Origin of the sequence: Pacificoceanicola algae (genome assembly GCF_049341065.1) — a bacterium.
Classification (GTDB): Bacteria; Pseudomonadota; Alphaproteobacteria; order Rhodobacterales; family Rhodobacteraceae; genus Pacificoceanicola.
This window is the reverse complement of sequence record NZ_JBMPIX010000007.1, coordinates 34,381-50,406: the sequence shown is the minus strand read 5'-3', so window position 1 is coordinate 50,406 and position 16,026 is coordinate 34,381. Positions and strand designations below refer to the sequence as shown.

Below are 16,026 nucleotides of genomic sequence, written 5' to 3'. Positions count from 1 at the left end.
TAATATCGGGCAATTATCTGCAACTGATGGAAAGGTATTTCTTGGACGACCAGCCAGTCACGCCGCCGCGACCCGCATAGGGGTTGGTGCAGCGCCCCGAGGTGCATTTGACCTGTGCCCAACTGCCGCTTTGCGACAGCACGCGGACCTGATCGCCCAGATAAAGTTCAGAGATTTTGCGGCCGCTGCGTGCGCTGGGTTGGTCCCGTACCGCAAGAAAGCCCGCGCCCGTCGCGCTGTTGTAGGCGCTGATCGGTCTCAAATTGATCACCCGGCCCGTGCAAACACGCTGCGCCGTAGGCTTGTTCGAGGTCAAAAGCGGGCTGTAGACCCAACCCTTGCGCCCGTCCGGAATGATCACGTTTGACCATTTTCCCGAACGACTGATCACCTGAACCTGCGCGCCAGTAGGGATCTCTGCAAAGCGCTGGTAGTCGGTCGAAGGACCGGTGCGTACGTTCAATGAGTTGTCGGAATTATTGTCGACATACATGGTGGTCAGGCTCGGAAGCGGGGTCGGCGTGCCGCCCGACGCCCGACCATAGATCACCTCGGCAACAAAGCGGCTGCCGGTGGAACAATAGGAATCGCCAGGAATGGCGCCTTGAGACTTCAACTGGTTCAGCCGCGCGTCCGAGCGGGATTTGGAAACGGTCTCGACCACGATGCCATAATAGCCGTTGGAAGATTCAAAGATCCGCACGCCGTTGCGCCCCGACAACCACTGCCGGATAAAGCTTTGCGCTTCGGCAAGCGATGTGCGCGAGGCCGTCACGATATAGCAGCTTGAACTGCCCAAGGTGTAGTTGCCGCGCACAACCTGCGGGGCGCCAGTTCCGGTTTCGGGCTGCGCGGGTGCCGCGGACTTCAGATAGGCGATCCGGTCAATGATCACTCGCGAGATGCACGATCCATTGCCGCCGCAAGCGTTGCGCGTGCCGGTCAGCCACTGCTTTTGCTGCGAGGCAGAGCTGCGCCCGTTCTGTGAATGGTAGGCGCTTTCCATCTCGGCATCGAGACCCGCCAGATAGGAATCGCTGCAGATCGCGGCCTCGGTCGCGTTCAGGTTGGAACTGCCGCACCAAGGGCGCAACAGTACAGGGGCAGGTTGAGGTGTATAGACCGGCGGCGGCGGAGGTGCGGTCACAACGTCTTCGCCGGGGTCCACGGGTTCGCTTCCGCATTGGCTGTTGACATAGCCTTGGGCAAAGATCGCGTAAGGATGGCCTTCGCATTGGGTCAGATAGGCGGAATAGGCAAAGCACTGGCCAAGTTCCTTCGCCTCTTTGTAAAGCGAGTCGCACATGGCGTTTTCGTTCACCATGGGCGGGGGCGTTTCGCCGTCCGTGGGCTCGCCGGTATCCGTGCCCGCATCATTGATAATCCCGCCCAGACTGGGGGCCAGAGCCGCCTCAAGAACCTCGGACCGTGCCAGAATCTCGCGCATGGGAATGGCGAAGTTCACAGAATCCCGCTTGGACCCGGCGTGGTGCAGCCCCACCACCATCTGAAGCGATGCGTCAATCACCGGAGAGCCAGAGTTCCCCGGCAGCGTGTCGCAGGTGTGCAGCAGTTGGTGGTTGGACAGGGCCGGGCGGTTGGCGCGGCACTTTTCGCGGCTGATGCGCTGCGCCTCGCCCATCGGGTGGCCGATCACCCAATAGGGATCGCCGTCCTCGGGCAGCCTGTCGGACAGGGCCAGAACGCCATATTCGGCGCTGGGATCGCCCAGAACCTCCAGAACCGCATAATCCAGATCCTTGTAGGCCTCGACCGGAGTTGGCGAGACGACAAAGGTCTTGGTGCCATCCTCGACGCCTTGCTGGGTGTAGCCCGCCACGAACTGCACCGCGTCGATGCGGGTCGCCTTGGCCTGCGCATTGTCCAGAATGCCCGGCACACAGTGGTAGTTGGTCAGGATATGTTTGTCCGAAACGATAAAGGCGGTGCAAGGGAAAATACCCGCGTCCGTCAGGATATCGAGCCGCCCGACGGAATGCCCGATCCGGGCAAAGACGCTTTGGGGCGAATAGTTCTGAATGGACTCGTTGTTGTACTGGCCAACCGCAAGCTCGAAATCCATATCCTGATCGCCGGCGATGGCCGCCTGCTTTCTGTTCAGAACCACGCGGCCAAAACTGCCGCGATCAAAGCCGACGAATTCCTGCGCATGTGCCGGAGCCGTTTGGGTCAGTGAGGCGGCGCTCAAAGCCAATGCCGTCAAAATACGCATGATAATTCCCCGAATAAAAAAGTTCTTACGTAAAGTCATCTTCATGATCGTGTCTGCCCCCCCGTCCTGTCAACGAAGGAAAACCCGACCCCTTGGGCGGGACCATGTCCTTTTCGTGTAAAATCAAGGCACCACGCTGGACAGGCCTGCATTTTTATGCATATTTTCCCGGCGGGGAAGGAAAGCGCGCAAAATGCAAGATTTCGGAGCGACACTGGCAGCGGCGCTTGGGCTGATCCTTCAGGGCGATCACGACCTGTGGGAGATCATCGCCCTGTCGCTGCGCGTGACCCTCAGCGCGGTTGCCATCGCCTGCCTGATCGGCCTGCCTTTGGGCGCGGTGGCGGGGGCGACGCGCTTTGCCGGGCGTACGGCGCTGAATGTCATGCTGAATTCGCTGATGGGGCTTCCGCCCGTCGTAGTGGGGCTTTGTGTCTACCTGACACTTTCGGCATCGGGGCCTTTGGGGGTCTTGAGCCTGCTATACACGCCTGCAGCCATGATCATCGCGCAGGTCATTCTGGTCATGCCCATCGTGGCCGCGCTGACCCGGCAAGTGACCGAGGATCTTTATGGCGAATACGCCGAACATTTTGCCTCGCTCGGGGTGGGGGCCGCGGATCGCATCGCGGCGCTGCTTTGGGACGCGCGTTATAGCCTTTTGACGGTGGCGCTGGCGGGCTTTGGTCGGGCAGTGGCCGAGGTGGGCGCCGTGATCATCGTTGGCGGCAACATCAACCATGTCACCCGGGTGATGACGACAACCATCGCGCTGGAAACCTCAAAGGGGAACCTTGAACTGGCGCTGGCGCTGGGCGTGGTTTTGCTGAGCCTTGCCGTGGCGGTAAACGCGGCGGTCATGGGGCTGCGCGGCGCAGCGCTGAGGGCCGCCTATGCATGACGGGTGCCACATGTTACAGGCCGCGCCGGTGGCCGAACCCAGCCTCGCACCGGTGTTGTTGGAGACGCGGGCGCTGTCCTTTTCGGCGGGCGGCCGGTCCCTGCTGGATGGCATGGACCTGAGCGTGCGGGCCGGAAGCCGGACGGTGATCCTTGGCCCCAATGGCGCCGGCAAAAGCTTGCTTTTGCGGCTTTTGCACGGACTTATTGCCCCGAACAGCGGCCAGGTACTCTGGTGCGGACGCCCCCTGCGGCAGGCCTGCCCTCAACAGGCCATGGTGTTTCAGCGCCCGGTGTTGCTGCGCCGTTCGGTGCTGGCCAATGTGCGCTTTGCTCTCAAGGCACGGGGCGTGCGGCGCGCCGAGCGCGCTGCGCGTGCCGAAGAGGCGTTGCACCGGGCCCGCCTGACCAGCCTTGCGCGTAGCCCCGCCCGGGTTCTGTCGGGGGGCGAACAGCAACGTCTTGCGCTGGCTTTGGCGCTGGTTGGGCGGCCCCGGCTCTTGCTGCTGGATGAGCCGACCGCCAGCCTTGACCCAGCCTCGACCTATGCGGTCGAGCAGATGCTGGCCGAAGCGCATGGCGCGGGCATCGCAACCCTCATGGTCACCCATGACGCCGGTCAGGCCCGCCGCGTGGGGGACGACCTGATCTTTTTGCAGGCGGGCAAGGTGGCCGAGGTCGGCCCGCTTGCCACGCTGCTGGATTGCCCCCGGTCCGAGGCCCTGAGAGCCTGGACCGAAGGGCGATTGATGTTTCCCAACGGGCGCGCATTACCTTTCTGAACTCACATCGAACGACGGGAAAACCTTATGATCAGACGTCATTTTCTTGCCCTTGGCCTTGCCGCGGCTTCCGTCCTTGGACTGGCCCAGTGCGCTGCCGCCGAGGACAATTTCATCGTTGTGCAATCGACGACTTCGACACAGAATTCGGGACTGTTCGATTACATCCTGCCGATGTTTAAGGACAAAACCGGGATAGAAGTGCGCGTGGTTGCTGTTGGCACCGGTCAGGCGATCAAGAACGCCGCCAATGGTGACGGCGACGTCCTGTTCGTCCATGCCAAACCCGCCGAAGAAAAGTTCGTGGCAGCGGGCGACGGGGTGAAGCGGTTTGACGTGATGTACAACGATTTTGTCATCGTCGGCCCTGCGGATGATCCGGCCGGCGTGGCTGGCATGAGCGATGTCGTGGCGGCGCTGGAAAAAATTGCGGCTGCAAAGGCGCCCTTTGCCTCGCGCGGGGATGACAGCGGCACCAACAAGGCCGAACTGCGGCTTTGGGGGCAGACCAACGTGGATATCAAGGCAGCCTCGGGCGGCTGGTACCGCGAGACCGGTTCAGGCATGGGAGCAACGCTGAACACGGGCACCGGAATGGGCGCGTATATCATGACCGACCGGGCAACCTGGATTTCGTTTGGCAACAAGGGGAATTATCAGATCGCTGTCGAAGGTGACGACAAGATGTTCAACCAATACGGCATCATTCTGGTGAACGCTGAAAAGCATCCCAACGTGAAGTCCGAGCTCGGCCAGACTTTCGTGGACTGGGTGCTGTCGGAAGAAGGGCAGGCGGCCATCGCTGGTTACAAGGTCGGTGGTCAGCAGCTGTTCTTCCCCAATGCAAAAGGCGCAGACGGCAAGGGGGCGGCGGGATAAACGCCCTAGGCTGAGACCCAGCGCACGGATCCTAGATCACTAAGGTCGTAGCCGCCCATGGCTGCGGCCTTTTCCATCAGTGACGTGCTGCGGGCATAGGTCAGAAGGCGCTGGACCGGGTCCGTGAAATAGCTGCGGCGGTCGATCAGCAGATCGAAGCTTTCCTGCGTCAGGGGCAGAAACGCGCAGCCGAATTGCCGCGCCATGGCTTCGAGACCAAGCGCAGCCTCGGCTGTGCCTTCGGCGACCATCATGGCCGCATCGCTTTCAGATCGGGCGACCCCGGCGATCGTGAAATCCGCCTCTTTCAACCCAGCCTGTTGCAGCAAATGGTCCCACAACCGTGCCGTGCCCGCTGCCGCTTGGCGCAGGGCGAGCTTGCGGCCGCGCAGATCGCCAAGATCGCTGACCTGATTGGCCAAATCGGGGGACAGGATCAGCCCGCGCGTCCGCATCGCCCAATGGATCAGCACGCATTCAGAAAGACGCAGCGCCGATACCGTGGCCACGTTCCAACCGTTTTCTTCGGGGATGTGCATCCCGGCAAGCGCGGCTTCATGGGCGGCAAAACGTTCGACACCGTCCAAACTGCCGCCAGTCAACAGCGCCAGTCCGCATTCGCTTTCGCGCACGGCCCAGTCTAGCAACGGATCGTGCGAGCCAGCAAGAACTGCCGGGCGGGCCTGCGAACGGCCTTCGATCCAGGCCAAAAGCTCGGTCCGTGGAAACAGCAGTTTCCCGGTAATGCGGCGATGGGGAATTTCACCTTCGCCTGCGAGGTCATAGACCTTGCGTTCTTTCACGCGCAAAAGCTCGGCGACTTCTTTGGTGGTCAGGAATGCGGGCTGTTCAGCGGTCATGAGTTGGTTCTACGGATGTGAAGGGCGGTTTGGCAATCGCAATGACCGATGTTGCAGCCGGCTTATCCGCGCGAGGGGGAATTAAAGCACACGCGAAAGAAAGGCTTTGGTGCGGTCCTTGCGCGGGGCGCCGAAGATTTGTTCGGGCGGGCCTTCTTCGCAAATACTGCCCTGATCGAGAAAACAGACCTTGTCGGCAAGTTCGCGGGCAAAACCCATCTCGTGGGTGGCCAGCACCATGGTCATGCCCTCATCGCGCAGGCTGCGCAGCACGTCGAGCACTTCGGCCACCAATTCCGGATCAAGCGCCGAAGTGATTTCGTCAAACAACATGATCTCGGGGTTCATGGCGAGTGCGCGGACAATGGCGACGCGCTGTTGTTGTCCGCCCGAGAGTTGATCGGGGTAATGCGCCATGCGGTCCGCAAGGCCGAAGCGGTCAAACAGGGCGGTCACGGGCGTTTGCAGGTCGGCGCGGGACAGGCCCTTGATCCGGCGCGGCGCCAGCATGACGTTTTCAGCGGCGGTCATATGCGGGAACAGGTTGTAACTTTGAAAGACCATGCCGATGCGCTGACGCACCGGTTGCGGATCGCGGCCCGGTTCCGAGATATCGTCGCCGCCCAGCAGAATGCGCCCGTCGTCGATGGGCTCGAGCAGGTTCATGCAGCGCAGCAGGGTAGATTTGCCCGACCCCGAGGCGCCAATCAGGCAGATCATCTGCCCCGGCTCAACCGTCAGGTCGATGCCTTGCAGGACTTTGGTTTTGCCAAAGCTTTTCTGGATGTTCTGCAGGTCCAGCCGCGCCATCAGGATCGTGCCTTGGCTTGTTTGTTCATCAGGTGGTCGGCGTAGCGGGTGGCCGGGATTGTGATGGCGAGAAAGATCATCGCGGCGCCCACGTAGGGTGTGAAATTGGCCATGAGGGATTTGTAGACACCGGCCTGCCGGAAAATCTCGACCGGGCCGATGAAAGACAGCAGCGCCACGTCCTTTTGCAGCGCAACAAAGAGGTTCATGTTGGCCGGGACCACGCGGCGCAACGCTTGGGGCAGGATGACAAAGCGCATGGTGTCTCCCTGCGACAGGCCCAGAGACAATGCGGCGGAGCGCTGGCTGTCGTGGATGGATTCAATGCCCGAGCGGATGACCTCGGCGACATAGGCAGCATAGACAAGGATCAGCGCCAAAGACCCCCAAAGGTAAGGTGAGTTCCACGGACGAGGCAGGCCAAGCCCGGGCACGCCAAAGCCGATGAGATAGATCACGAGAATTACCGGAAGGCCGCGAAAGATGTCGGTGTAGAGGATGGCCAGCAGCCGAACCGGGTAGAGCGCGGGTGAGCGGATGTCGCGCATGAGCGCAACGATCAGACCCGCCGCAGCGATAAGCGGCGCGCACCACGCGAAGATGGCGATATCCATGAGGAAGGCTTGCAGCAGGCCAGGGAAGGTTTTGGCAAAAACCTCGACGTTGAAAAAGCTGCGTTTGACCGCCTCCCAGCCTGGAGCGAGGGGGATCAGCACGATCAACGCGAGGACCACGGCAGCAGTCGAGCCGGCCGCGACAAGTGTGGCGCGTCGGCGTTGCTGCGCTTCGAAGGTTTGGCGGCGGGTCATTTGGGCGGTCATGGCGGCCTATTTCAAAGCGAGGCAGGATGGGGGCGCTGCCCCCGCGTGCCGCTGGCACGCCCCCCCGAGGTATTTTTGGCCCAAAGAAACACGAATGCGCCGGGCGGTGGTTATTCGATCATCGGGACCGAGGTGGCCTCTTGTAGCCACTCGGCCTCGATCGCCGCCAGTTTCCCGCTGTCTTTCAGGGCGGCCAGGGCTGCGTTGACGCAAGGTTTCAGCGCGCTGTCCTCTTCCATCAGGATGCCGAATTGGTCGGGATTGTCGGTGCGCTCGGCCGGAAACTGGCCCAGAAGCGTGCCGCCTTCGACCACGACGCCGGACAGGTAGAGGGCTGTTGGAAGATCAAAAAGGGCGGCGTCGATCTGGCCCGCCTGAAGCGCGGCGGTGACATCGGCGTTGTCGCCGTAAAGCATCGGGTCCTTGTCGGGCTGGATCAGCGCGCCCAGCATGGGAACGGCAGTTGTATTGGCATCGGCCCCCCAGATCAGGGTTTTCAGGCTGTCCGCCGTTGCCGTCGCACCAGCGTCGACAACCTTTTGGGTGGTCAGGACGGCCATGGCCGAGCTGTAATAGGGGTCAGAAAAATCGACCATCTTCTCGCGATCCTCGGTAATCGAGAATTGCTGGAGGTTGATGTCGAAATCCTTGGCACCGGGCTGGATGGACTGGTCGAAGGAGGTGCGCACCCATGTCACCTGTTCATCGGCAAAGCCCATTTCATTGGCGACAGCATAGGCGACGGCGGCCTCGAACCCGGCTTTGCTTTCTGGATTGTCGTCCATCACCCAAGGGTAATATGCCGGGTTGCCGGTAGCGACTGTCAGCGTTCCATCGGTGATCGTCTTGCCCGCGGCACAGTCATTCTGAGCGGCGGCGGCGCTGGCAAGGCCAAGCGCGAGGGCGGTGGTGATCCAGAGTTTCATGTGAACGTTCCCTGTCTGATGTTTGGTTACAGAGTTGCCGCCTGCGCTGCGCTTGTCCAGAGCCTTTGGGTGGATGAGATCATGCGCAGATATATCCGGCCGCGCTTTACCAATGGCGTTTCGAAAAACTTGAATCGCCGAAACACTGCCTCGCTTCACGTTCTGAGGATACTGGCGATCATTGGTGCGTCATATGTTTTCCGCAAAGTCTTAGTCGTCCAGCGATCCGTGGATGGCGAACTGCTCCAGCCCGGCGTCCTGAGCTTCGATCACGCGGAAGGCCTCGCGCACGCCGGATTCGGTCAGCTCGCGGGCGACGGTCAGCAAGGTGTTGGGAGCGTGATCTTCGCACAGCTCGGCCATGTGGGTCAGCTCGTCGCGGGCCACGGGCATGGCGGCCTCGGGCGACGGAGCGCCGTAGTAGGTGACGAAGTGCTGCGCCAGGATCCGGGCAAGCGTTTCGGCCTCGGCCTCTTCGATTTGGGTCACGGCGACAAAGGTCACGCGACCACCGGTTTCCAACCCGAACCAGCCGTTGGCAAAGGCCTGCCGGGCCTTGCCGGTCAGATCGCCTTCGCCCCAGTCCGAGAATTCAAAGCCGCCGGGGATGCACCATTCGCCGGTGCGGGCAGGCGAGGCGTAGACGCGGGTGTCGGATTCGTCAAAATGGATCGCGCGGGCGAGTTTCATGGGGTCTCCAGCATCTCGGTCAGGGGGATCAGATGGGTGGTCTTGTCGTCGCGGATCAGGATGCCAAAGGCTTCGTCCACTCCCAGGAAGGTGCCGGAACGCCCGCTTTGGGTGATCTCTTCGCCCATGTCATGCGCCAGACCGCGCCATTCGGCGTGCAGGCTTTGCGGGCCTTCGGTTTCCCAACGGGTGATCCAGTTCAGCGTGTGCCGCGCCCAGGCTTCAAGCAGGCGCGGGGCGGCGACATCTGCGCAGCCCTCGGCAAAAAGCGAGGTTTCGTCCGGGGTCAGACCCGGGTCGTCATGCGTCGGGATCAGCGGAACACTGAGCGCGATCACCAGCCAATCCGGGACTGCAGCCGGGTCATCGTTTGACGCGCAGGCCCGCAGACGTCCGCAGCGCGCGCCATTGATGCGCAGGGCGCCGTTCCATTCCAGATGCACCGCCACCTCGGGCGGGGCAAGCGCGCCAAGCGCGTTTTGGAACCCGACCCCGCAGAGCGGCAGCATGGCCATGGCCTCGGCCAAGGGCACTTCGGGCGCAAAGACTAGTGCGGCCTCAAGACTGTTGGCATCCAGTCGGTACAGCACCAGCCCCGCGTCGCAGCCCGTGGTGGCGCGCAGGCAGGCGATCTCAAATGGGTCTTGCTGGCCTGTGACCTCTTCCCCCGACATCAGCGGGGGGAAGGTGGGGGCCTCTTGTCGCTCCAGATCGTTCATCGCTCAGGCATTCCCATCCGCGATCAGCCGTGCGGCGACGTCCTGAAACGCCTTGGCCTGTGCGCTGTCCGGAGCGCTGACCACGATCGGTGCGCCGCCGTCCGCAGCAAGCCGGATGTCCAGATGCAGCGGGATTTCCGCCAGCAGGGGCACGCCCAGCTTGGCCGCCTCGGTCGCAACGCCGCCATGGCCAAAAACGTGCTCTTCAAAGCCACAGTTCGAGCAGATATGCGTGCTCATGTTCTCGATCATGCCAAGGATCGGAACCTTGAGTTGCTGGAACATGTCGATGCCCTTGCGCGCATCCAGAAGCGCCACGTCCTGCGGTGTGCTGACCACCACCGCGCCGGTGATCTCGGCCTTTTGGGCAAGGGTCATCTGCACGTCGCCGGTGCCGGGGGGCAGATCGACGATCAGCACGTCCAACGCGCCCCATTGCACCTGCATCAACATTTGCTGCAACGCGCCCATCAGCATCGGGCCGCGCCAGACCACGGCCTGACCTTCGTTGGTCATCAAGCCGATCGACATCATCGTGACGCCGTGGTTGCGCAGCGGCAGGATGGTCTTGCCATCGGGGCTGGCCGGGCGCCCGGAAACGCCAAGCATACGCGGCTGGGAGGGGCCATAGACATCCGCATCGAGCAAGCCGACGCGCCGTCCCTGCTGTGCCAGCGCGCAGGCCAGATTGGCCGAAACCGTGCTTTTGCCGACGCCGCCCTTGCCCGAGGCAATGGCAATGATCCGATCAACGCCGGGGATCTTCTGCGGGCCGCTTGGTTCGGCCGGTTTGGCGGGTTTGAGCTGTGGCGGCGCCTTGTCCTGATGGGCTGTCATGACGATGGAGACCATCGGCGCACCAGCCGCTTTCAGGCGGGTCTCGGCTTCGGATTTGACCGCATCATAAGCTGGCGAGGGGTGGGCAAGCTCCATGACAAAGCGCACCGCGCCATCGTCGCCCACGTTCAGAGCGCGCATCAGCCCCGAGCTGACGATGTCGCCGCCCGCCGGATCATTGATCGATTTCAGGATGTTCAGAACGTCGTCGCGAGAAAGGGCCAAGGGTTACTCCTGCCCTTTGATTTCGCCGGTGACCTCATGTGTCATGCCCAGCTCTTCGATGGTGACAACCGCTTTGACCTTATAGGTTTTTCCCGAGGCTTCGGCGCCGCGCAGCGCCTCTTCGATGGCCTGCTGAGAGGTCACGCCCACCTGTTTGAGAAATTTGCGCATGGACATGTTGAAATCGTCGCTCATGATCTTTCCTTTCGGTTTTTCTTGATCCGGGGCGCGGGCGGGTCTTACCTTGGGCAAATGCTGACACGCTGGATCACGTTATTTCTGATTTTGCTCCTGCCCACATTGGTGCAGGCGCAAGAAGATCGTTTGGTCCGGCTGGCTGCGCCGCAGGCGCTGCAGCAGTCGGGTTTGCTGAAACATATCCTTCCGCGCTTTTCCCTCAAGACACAAGTCAAGGTCCAGACCGTGGCGCCGGGCGATCCGGCGGATATGGCGCTGGGCGACAGCGGGCGCCCATTGTTCGAAGGGGCGGGGCAGGTCTGGCATATGCAGGTGCTGTCCGAGGGGCACAAGGCCACACAGCGTTTTGCCGATTGGCTGACGTCCGAAGTGGGGCGCAACACGGTGACCAGCTTTGCCCCCGATGGCGCGCAGCTGTTCACCCTGCCGCAGCCCAAAGCCGTTGAGGCGGTTCAGGTGGCGATGGACGGCGACGCCGATCTTGGGTTGAAATCCTCGCGTGTCAAATGCGGCCGGTGCCATGTCGTGCGCCCCGAAGACCGCTTCAACTCGATCGGTTCGACCCCCAGCTTCATGGTGCTGCGGGCCTTTCCCGATTGGGCTGATCGGTTCGAGGCGTTCTATGTCCTCAACCCGCATCCGTCGTTTACGCTGATCACGGATGTCTCGGCCCCGTTCCCCGAAGACCGCCCGTCGCCGATCCACCCGATCGAGATGACGCTGGACGAGGTCGAGGCGATCCTGGCCTATGTACAGGGCCTTCCGGCCGCGGATCTTGGGGCACCCATTCAAAGCCAATAGTCCTGAACTCAGTGATCGCGGCGCTTGGAGAGATAATCCTCGGTCGTGCGCACCTTGGGGCGGTCGGCGCCTTTGAAGGGGCTGTCGTCCGAATGAAACTGCGCGTTCACCCGGCAATTGTCGCACATCTGAATCATCCGCAGCTTGTCCGAGCCTGCGAACATCGAATGGCTGGAAAGCTTTTCGGTGATCTTTTCAATCGTCGATTTCACCCCGAATAGTGTCCCGCATTCGATGCAGGCAAAAGGTTCTTCCTCGTTCAGGATCACTTGCGACAGCGCCGCATCCGTCAGGTTCAGGCGCGGCTCGTAGGTGATGGCGTCCTCGGGGCAGACGTTGGCACAAAGGCCGCATTGCAGGCAGGCGTCCTCTTGAAATCGCAGTTGTGGCAGGTCCGGATTGTCGCCAAGCGCGCCCGAGGGGCAAAGTGACACGCAAGACAGGCACAAAGTGCAGGCTTCGGTGTCAACCAGGACCGCGCCGTAAGGGGCGCCATCGGGCAGGGCCAGCGCCTCGGTTCCCGGATGCAGGGCGCGGGCGGCTTGGCGGGTGATCTGGCGCCGCGTGCCCATCGGGCGCACGGGCTGGGCCACGGGCGCGGGGGCGACATCGGCATAAAGCGTATCCGACATTGCGTCCGGATCCGAGGTGTCGAGGACGCGCACGCGCGCCACGCCGCCGATGGCGCTGGCAAGGGCGACCTGCGTTGCCAGCGCATCGCGGTCAGTTCCGGGCGACGGCACCAGCGCGACCGATGCGAACCCGGCCGCCAGTGCGGCGACGATTTCGGCATGGCCAAAGCCGTTCATGGCGTCGACCTCAAGCGGGATCACATCGGCCGGAAGGCCCCGGCCAAATCGCGCGGAAAGGCGTATCATTTCGGAACCGTGGGCGCTCACCACCAACAGGCGCGGGGCCATCCCGCCTGCGTCCAGATAGGCCTTGGCCAGTGTCTGCACGCGGCGAAACGTCAGGTCCACCGGCGGCGCGTCATAGACGATCGCGCCGGATGGGCAAGCCGCTGAACAGGCGCCGCAACCCGCGCAGATCATCGGATCGACAGTTACGAAATCCCCGGCGGGCGTGATCGCTCCGGTGGGGCACAGGTCAAGGCAGCGGGTACAGCCGATCTGCTCGGCCCGGGAATGGGCGCAAAGGGTTTCTTCGGTCTTGACGTAAAGCGGCTTTTCGAAAGTGCCGACCAGATGCGAGGCCGCTAGGATCGCCGCAGACAAGGCGCCCGGATTGCCGGGATCAGCACGCAAATACCCCTCGCGCTTTTCATGTGCCGCGAACAGCGGCGCCCCGCCGCGCAGATCAAGCAGGATGTCACAGCCCGAGCGCCCACCGTCGCGCGGCTCTGTCAGGGAAAAGCCGCCACGCCCGCCGGGATCCAGCATTTGCAGCGCGTCGATGCGGACGTCAAAGCCGCCCAACGCCCCGGTTGCGCCACGCAGACGGCCAACCACCACGTCAAATCCGCGATGCATCGGCGGATCACCCGCGTTTTCGAGCAGTACCGTGACGCCGAGAAAATCTTTCAATTGCTCGGCTGCGGCCAGAGCCACCTCTGGCGCGCCAAGGATCAGGCACAGCCCTTCGCTGATCACATCCAGCGCCTTTATGGGGGCCGCAGGCAGCAAGGCTTCGGCCAAAAGCGCAGCCATTTTCGGGGTGGTGTCGACGGTGTCAGCGGTCCAGCCAGCGCGATCCCGCAGATCTGTGAATGCGGGGGAAGGGGCGCCAAGTTCTTCGGCGAGCGACTCGAAAAGGCGGCTTTCCTGGCCGCAGCAAATCATCACGTCTCCTTTGGCGATTTCCTCGGCCGCCTTGCTCGCCTCGGACGTGCAGAGCGCGTGACAGGGGCGTGCCACGTCCAACCCCAGGGACTCGCTTAGGGTTTGGGTGTCAATGCTTTGAGATTGTTCGCAATTACAGGTGATGATGCGTTTGGTCATAGAGCCCCCATTTCGCCGCAAGCGGGACGTCATTCGCCGCCGACCGCAATACGACCAAAGTCCTATGCCGCCCGCTGCTCAACGCCCTAAACTCAAACCAGTGTATGACCAACAGTGTCGGCAGTTCTGACAAAAATCCAGTTTATCGAGGTGCGCGCGGCGTGATCCATAATCCGGCCATGTATCGGACCATTCCCTTGGGCATCGTTCTTCGGCGCAGCCCGGGCGTGACCCGCTGGGCGAAATACGCATGGCGCGCGGTGGCTGTGCTGCCGGGCGCCGGGCCGGCTGAATGGCGGGTGCTCCGCCAGGAGGGCGAAATTTACGAATACCACGCGGCGACCCTGACGCTGGAATTGCACGGGGCTGAGACTGAAGCCTATTTGAGCGGGCTGTCCGCCGAGGTGCCAAGCATCTTTGTTGTGATGCGCGAAAGCGATGATGCCGACTGCCCGCTGGACATGTTTCTGGTCACGGCCTCGCCTTATCAGGCGCAGGATCACACCGACAGCGGTGATGAGATCGTTGAAAAGGTACCGATGCCGCCGGGCCTGATCGCATGGATCCGGGATTTTGTGGAGGAGTTCCACGAGCACGAGGTCTTTGTGAAACGCAAACGCGACAAGCAGAGGGTCGATCTCAAGGAGGACGGCATTGGCGATCCGCGGATTGGCAAGGCGGCGGATGTCTATGCCTCGCCTGCCTTGAAGAAACGGCGGCTGCAATGAGCGGTTTGGATAAACATGCATGCCGGAGTTTGGCCCAGGATTGCGGAGCCATGACTTGACCAGCTTTTGGGAACGCAGGAAAGCCGCGGTCGAGGCAGAAGAGCAGGCGGAACGCTCTGCCGATGAGGCCCGGGCGCGCGCCGAAGAAGAGGCAAAACAGGCCGAACGTCCGGATGAAGAGATTTTGGCCGAGCTGGACCTGCCCTTGCCGGAAGACGTTCAGGACAGCGATCAGATCAAGCTGTTCCTGACCTCCGCTGTCCCGGCGCGCCTCAGGACTCGTGCGTTGCGCAGGCTTTGGGTGCTGAATCCCGAGTTGGCCAATCTGGACGGCCTGATCGATTACGGCGGCGACTACACGGACGCTGCGACGGTCGTCGAAAACATGCAAACGGCCTATCAGGTGGGCAGGGGCATGTTGAGCCATATCCTTGACGCAGACGAAAAAGCGCGGCAAGTTGAAGCTGTTATGGGAGAAGCCTCCGTCGATCCCGAAGCGGACCCAGAGTCGCTGGACGAGACGGAAATACCTGATGAACAGCATGTGGAACAAGCGATGGGCGATGGCGATTCGCCCGATGATCTTGAGGACGAGCCTGCGGAAATGCCGGTCTCGTCCAGACGCATGCGGTTCCGTTTCGATGATCCATCGACGACTTGAGCAAGGATAATGCCTAGATGAGTGCCACCGCCGAAACGCCCCGGGTTGCCGACGAAGACCGCTTACGGGCGGATCTGTACAACTATCTGGGCGTGATCCTGTCGGGGCCTCCGGACGAGATGCTGCTTGCCCAGTCCGCAAGTCTGAAGGGCGACGACAGCGAGTTGGGGCAGGCCATCGGCACCCTCGCCAAGCTGGCCAGGATGACCAAGCCGAAGACCGCGGAAAGTGAATACAACCGGCTGTTCATCGGTCTCGGGCGCGGGGAACTGTTGCCCTATGCCTCGTATTATCTGACGGGTTTCCTGAATGAAAAGCCGCTTGCCCTGCTGCGTCGCGACATGACGGCGCGCGGCCTTGCGCGGGCTGAAAATGTGTTCGAGCCCGAAGACAATATCGCCAGTCTGATGGAAATGATGGGCGCGATGATCGTTGGTCGCTTTGGCGGGCCTGCAAATCTGCGCCAGCAGAAAGACTTTTTTAACAAGCACATCGGACCTTGGGCCGCGCATTTCTATTCCGATCTCGAAGGTGCGAAGAACTCGGTCTTTTATGCGCCTGTGGGCACGATTGGCCGGCTCTTCATGCAGATCGAGGCCGAGGCGTTCCGGATGAGTTCGGACTAGTGTTTTTCGCCGCCGGGCCCTTGGGCTCGGCACAAAGGGGCAGGCAACTGCCCATAACCATTGGAGCACAGGCCCACGCTGGCAACCGGTTTGGGACTCTTGCGCGACCAATACTCTTGAGGAGGACACTCATGAAAAAGGAAGAAGGGGCCACGCGCCGCGACTTTCTGAAAGTGGCTGCGACCACGGCGCCGATTGCAGCCGTTGCCGTGGCATCAGGCGGCACGGCAGCCGAGGCGGCCGAGCCCGATCTGACTTCGGACAAGATGCAAGACACTGCGCACACCCGCGCTTATTTGGCATCGGCGCGCTTCTAGCGTGATGTTTCAGCACGCTTTGCGCGTGCCTGCGGCGCCCGGCCTGTCCGGACGT

18 protein-coding genes are annotated in these 16,026 nt (G+C 62.0%); 8 read left to right on the top strand and 10 right to left on the bottom strand.

The window, feature by feature from the left end:
- Nucleotides 1–13: 13 nt before the first annotated feature.
- Nucleotides 14–2,233, bottom strand: a complete 2,220-nt coding sequence (locus ACOYQJ_RS12355) for an SH3 domain-containing protein (RefSeq protein ID WP_422906331.1) — start codon at nt 2,231–2,233, stop codon at nt 14–16.
- Nucleotides 2,234–2,426: 193 nt separating this feature from the next.
- Between ACOYQJ_RS12355 and ACOYQJ_RS12350 the strand changes: the two genes are divergently transcribed.
- From ACOYQJ_RS12350 to ACOYQJ_RS12340, 3 genes are read left to right on the top strand one after another with little or no spacing between them, the layout of a single operon-like run.
- Nucleotides 2,427–3,134 (top strand): ABC transporter permease, encoded by a 708-nt coding sequence (locus ACOYQJ_RS12350; protein WP_422906330.1) that lies wholly within the window; start codon nt 2,427–2,429, stop codon nt 3,132–3,134.
- A 10-nt stretch (nt 3,135–3,144) separates the two neighbouring features.
- A complete protein-coding gene (locus tag ACOYQJ_RS12345; RefSeq protein WP_422906329.1) occupies nt 3,145–3,915 on the top strand; it encodes an ATP-binding cassette domain-containing protein in 771 nt (256 codons plus the stop codon).
- Nucleotides 3,916–3,942: 27 nt separating this feature from the next.
- Nucleotides 3,943–4,794 (top strand): ABC transporter substrate-binding protein, encoded by an 852-nt coding sequence (locus ACOYQJ_RS12340; RefSeq protein WP_422906328.1) that lies wholly within the window; start codon nt 3,943–3,945, stop codon nt 4,792–4,794.
- A 5-nt stretch (nt 4,795–4,799) separates the two neighbouring features.
- Here ACOYQJ_RS12340 and ACOYQJ_RS12335 read toward each other — a convergent pair whose 3' ends face one another.
- The 8 genes from ACOYQJ_RS12335 to ACOYQJ_RS12300 form a co-directional block, all read right to left on the bottom strand.
- A complete protein-coding gene (locus tag ACOYQJ_RS12335) occupies nt 4,800–5,654 on the bottom strand; it encodes a substrate-binding domain-containing protein (RefSeq protein ID WP_422906327.1) in 855 nt (284 codons plus the stop codon).
- Between the two features lie 81 nt (nt 5,655–5,735).
- Nucleotides 5,736–6,464, bottom strand: coding sequence for an amino acid ABC transporter ATP-binding protein (locus ACOYQJ_RS12330; protein ID WP_422906326.1), 729 nt, complete (start codon nt 6,462–6,464; stop codon nt 5,736–5,738).
- Nucleotides 6,464–7,273: an amino acid ABC transporter permease gene (locus ACOYQJ_RS12325; RefSeq protein ID WP_422906325.1), complete on the bottom strand. Its 810-nt coding sequence runs from the start codon at nt 7,271–7,273 to the stop codon at nt 6,464–6,466. The genes ACOYQJ_RS12330 and ACOYQJ_RS12325 overlap by 1 nt, the downstream gene beginning before the upstream one ends.
- 122 nt (nt 7,274–7,395) lie before the next feature.
- Nucleotides 7,396–8,211: an ABC transporter substrate-binding protein gene (locus ACOYQJ_RS12320; RefSeq protein ID WP_422906324.1), complete on the bottom strand. Its 816-nt coding sequence runs from the start codon at nt 8,209–8,211 to the stop codon at nt 7,396–7,398.
- Between the two features lie 210 nt (nt 8,212–8,421).
- Nucleotides 8,422–8,901 carry a DUF6505 family protein gene (locus tag ACOYQJ_RS12315; protein ID WP_422906323.1) on the bottom strand — a complete coding sequence of 160 codons (480 nt, stop codon included), beginning with the start codon at nt 8,899–8,901 and terminating at the stop codon, nt 8,422–8,424.
- Nucleotides 8,898–9,620, bottom strand: a complete 723-nt coding sequence (locus ACOYQJ_RS12310) for a biotin/lipoate--protein ligase family protein (RefSeq protein WP_422906322.1) — start codon at nt 9,618–9,620, stop codon at nt 8,898–8,900. The genes ACOYQJ_RS12315 and ACOYQJ_RS12310 overlap by 4 nt, the downstream gene beginning before the upstream one ends.
- Before the next feature lie 3 nt (nt 9,621–9,623).
- Complete coding sequence (locus ACOYQJ_RS12305; protein ID WP_422906321.1) at nt 9,624–10,682, bottom strand: Mrp/NBP35 family ATP-binding protein; 1,059 nt, start codon at nt 10,680–10,682, stop codon at nt 9,624–9,626.
- A 3-nt stretch (nt 10,683–10,685) separates the two neighbouring features.
- Complete coding sequence (locus ACOYQJ_RS12300; RefSeq protein ID WP_422906320.1) at nt 10,686–10,877, bottom strand: DUF6494 family protein; 192 nt, start codon at nt 10,875–10,877, stop codon at nt 10,686–10,688.
- Nucleotides 10,878–10,934: 57 nt separating this feature from the next.
- Here ACOYQJ_RS12300 and ACOYQJ_RS12295 point away from each other — a divergent pair, with 57 nt between their 5' ends.
- Entirely contained in the window at nt 10,935–11,681 is a 747-nt protein-coding gene (locus tag ACOYQJ_RS12295; protein WP_422906319.1) for a hypothetical protein, read from the top strand.
- Between the two features lie 8 nt (nt 11,682–11,689).
- Here the strand turns inward: ACOYQJ_RS12295 and ACOYQJ_RS12290 are convergent, their stop codons facing one another.
- Nucleotides 11,690–13,639, bottom strand: coding sequence for a 4Fe-4S binding protein (locus ACOYQJ_RS12290; protein ID WP_422906318.1), 1,950 nt, complete (start codon nt 13,637–13,639; stop codon nt 11,690–11,692).
- 191 nt (nt 13,640–13,830) lie between these two features.
- On the opposite strand from ACOYQJ_RS12290, the gene ACOYQJ_RS12285 reads away from it, so the two are divergent.
- The 4 genes from ACOYQJ_RS12285 to ACOYQJ_RS12270 all read left to right on the top strand — a co-directional run bounded on the left by ACOYQJ_RS12285 (nt 13,831) and on the right by ACOYQJ_RS12270 (nt 15,971).
- On the top strand, nt 13,831–14,367 hold the full coding sequence (locus ACOYQJ_RS12285; RefSeq protein ID WP_422906482.1) for a DUF3305 domain-containing protein: 537 nt from the start codon (nt 13,831–13,833) through the stop codon (nt 14,365–14,367).
- Nucleotides 14,368–14,422: 55 nt separating this feature from the next.
- Nucleotides 14,423–15,028, top strand: a complete 606-nt coding sequence (locus ACOYQJ_RS12280; RefSeq protein WP_422906317.1) for a DUF3306 domain-containing protein — start codon at nt 14,423–14,425, stop codon at nt 15,026–15,028.
- 17 nt (nt 15,029–15,045) lie between these two features.
- On the top strand, nt 15,046–15,654 hold the full coding sequence (locus ACOYQJ_RS12275; protein WP_422906316.1) for a TorD/DmsD family molecular chaperone: 609 nt from the start codon (nt 15,046–15,048) through the stop codon (nt 15,652–15,654).
- Between the two features lie 131 nt (nt 15,655–15,785).
- Complete coding sequence (locus tag ACOYQJ_RS12270) at nt 15,786–15,971, top strand: twin-arginine translocation pathway signal protein (protein ID WP_422906315.1); 186 nt, start codon at nt 15,786–15,788, stop codon at nt 15,969–15,971.
- Nucleotides 15,972–16,026: the final 55 nt, after the last annotated feature.